The organism is Alkalibacterium indicireducens, from assembly GCF_039522005.1.
GTDB classification, from domain to species: domain Bacteria; phylum Bacillota; class Bacilli; order Lactobacillales; family Carnobacteriaceae_A; genus Alkalibacterium; species Alkalibacterium indicireducens.
The window spans coordinates 1-2,720 of sequence record NZ_BAAADA010000122.1 but is presented as its reverse complement, the minus strand read 5'-3'; the positions used below and the strand labels follow the sequence as shown (position 1 = coordinate 2,720).

1 protein-coding gene is annotated in these 2,720 nt (G+C 41.2%); it reads right to left on the bottom strand.

Features of this window, described 5'->3' with window-relative positions; translation table 11 throughout:
- Window positions 1-190 precede the first annotated feature (190 nt).
- A complete protein-coding gene (locus tag ABFX15_RS07655; protein ID WP_346024874.1) occupies window positions 191-2,626 on the bottom strand; it encodes a glycogen/starch/alpha-glucan phosphorylase in 2,436 nt (811 codons plus the stop codon).
- Window positions 2,627-2,720 lie beyond the last annotated feature (94 nt).

Sequence of the window (2,720 nt, the reverse complement as noted above, 5' to 3'; positions counted from 1 at the left end):
ACAATGAAGACCATCTAAAACCGACGGTTTTCATTGTTCTTTTTGTTTGTTAAGAGCTGGTTTTTTCCCAGCCCCTTTGAGCCTACCCATATCCGATTCCTCTGTCTGCATGAAACCTGTTCAGACAAGAATGGAGTTCGTAGGAAGCCCCCACTTCAAAATCCGGAGGATTTAAGTGGTGGGTAGTTCACTACAAGGGTTCATCCACCAGGTGGACCCCTTCATCTTCAACAACGCAAGATCTCACTTTCCAGATATCATCTGCATAGCGCTGAATTGTATAGTCAGCTGAAAATGGAGCTGAAGAAGCAATATTCAGCAGAGATTTGCGTGCCCACTCAGACTGATCTTTATAAAGATCATCGACTTTATTCTGAGCTTCTACGTAAGATGCAAAATCTTTTAATACAAAGTACTCATCATTAAAGTTTACGAGTGAATCAAATAATGCATAGCCTTCATCCTGTAGATTCGGAATCGTTCCATTAGTCAGAGCATCCAGAACATTCCTGAGTTTCTGATCAGACCCATAAAGTTCTCTTGCCCGATAAGACTGATTTGCTTTCAATTCGTATACTTCTTTACTGGATAAACCAAAGACAAACAGATTGTCCTCTCCGACAAAGTCTCTAATTTCAATGTTGGCTCCATCCAATGTAGCCAATGTTAAAGCCCCGTTAGCCATCAGTTTCATATTGCTTGTTCCTGACGCTTCCATACTTGCCAGTGAAATCTGTTCACTGATGTCTGCAGCCGGAATAATTTTCTCCGCCAGAGACACACCGTAATTTTCAAAGAAGACAATTTTCAGCTTGTCGCCGACATCAGGATCGTTGTTCACCAGATCAGCCAGAGAGTTGATCACTTTAATAATCTGCTTCGCATAATGGTAGCTTGGTGCAGCCTTTGCGCCGAATATGAAGACTCTAGGAACGTAGTCAACAGATGGGTTCTCTTTGATTTCAAGATAGCGGTGCAGGATATGAAGCAGATTCAAATGCTGGCGCTTATAAGCATGCAGACGCTTGATCTGGACATCGAACAAAGCATTCGGATCGACTGTAATTCCTTTTACTTCCTTGATGTGATCAGCCAGACGCTTTTTATTCTTGAGCTTTACATCCGTCAGCTTATTTAATGTTTTCTTATCTTTCTCGAAGCCTTTGAATACTTTCAGTTCTGATGGAGTAAGCTTCCAGTTTTCTCCAATTTTATCGTCAATCAGTTGAGTCAGATCAGGATTGGCTAAGTGAACCCATCTTCGCTGAGTAATCCCGTTAGTTTTATTGTTGAAACGTTCAGGATATAACTCAAAGAAATCTTTCAGCACATCATTCATGAGAATGTCAGTATGAAGTCTAGCTACCCCATTCACACTGTGACTGCCGATCACTGCCAGGTGAGCCATGTTGACAACTCCATTCTGCAAAATGGCTGTCTGCCAGGTGATGCGCTCTCCATATAATGGCATAGTATTTTCAACAAAGCGATTGTTGATTTCTTCGATGATCATGTAGATTCTAGGCAGCAGCTCTTTCATCATATCGATCGGCCATTTTTCCAGTGCTTCACGAAGGATGGTATGGTTAGTATAGCTGCATGTCTTGAATGTGATTTCCCAAGCCTGTTCCCATGACAAGTGTTCTTCATCGATAAGGATACGCATCAATTCAGGCACAACTAATGCAGGGTGAGTATCATTAATATGGATAGCCACTTTATCCGGAATGTTCTTACGGGGAACATTATATTTACGGAAGTGCCTGATAATGGACTGTACTCCCGCCGATACCATGAAGTATTCCTGTTTCAGACGTAGCAGACGCCCTTCATAGTTGGAATCATCTGGATACAGGACTTGAGTGATTTCCTTGATGGGTTCTGTTTCTTCAATCGTATGATAGTTCGCTTCTTCCTCTACCGGGATTTCAGCTGACCATAGACGAAGATTATTAACTGTGTCATTTCTATAGCCAACCATAGGGGTATCATAAGGCACGGCCAGAACATTCAGTGTATTCTCATAATGCGGGACCAGATGCCCCTGATGGTTTTCTTCCAGCCAAACATTCCCACCGAATCTCACCATACAGGTAGATTTGTCGTTTCTCGTTTCCCATACATTTCTGTACCTTAACCAGTTTTCAGGCAGTTCAACCTGGTACCCATCGACAAACTTTTGTCTGAACAGGCCATATTGATAACGAATACCATTTCCATTACCTGCCATACCTAGAGAAGCCAGTGAATCCATAAAGCAGGAAGCGAGACGTCCCAAGCCACCGTTACCTAATGCAGGGTCGGCTTCTGCTTCTGCCAGCTGATCAAATGATAAATCCAGTTCGCTCAAACCTTCTTTAATTACATCTAAAAGCCCCAGGTTGTAAGCTTTACTTCTTAATTGTCTGCCCGGAAGAAATTCCATAGAAAAATAATACACTTGTTTGACACTGTTTTTAATATACTTTTCTCTAGTCTCTTTCCAGTAACTTGAAATGTAGTTTTTTACGAGGAGACCTAAAGCATTGTAAAGCTGTTCGTTTGATCCTTCTTCGTAACTGTAGGCATACATGCTTTGAAACTGCTGTTTAAATTCTCTAACAAACTGTTTAACTGTTACTTCCATAAACATTCCTCCACCTTTTCTACGTTAGTGTCAATACTTTCTTTTAATAATTGCTTACAATGGTTGTTATATCAAGGAAAAGCAAAAAAACACT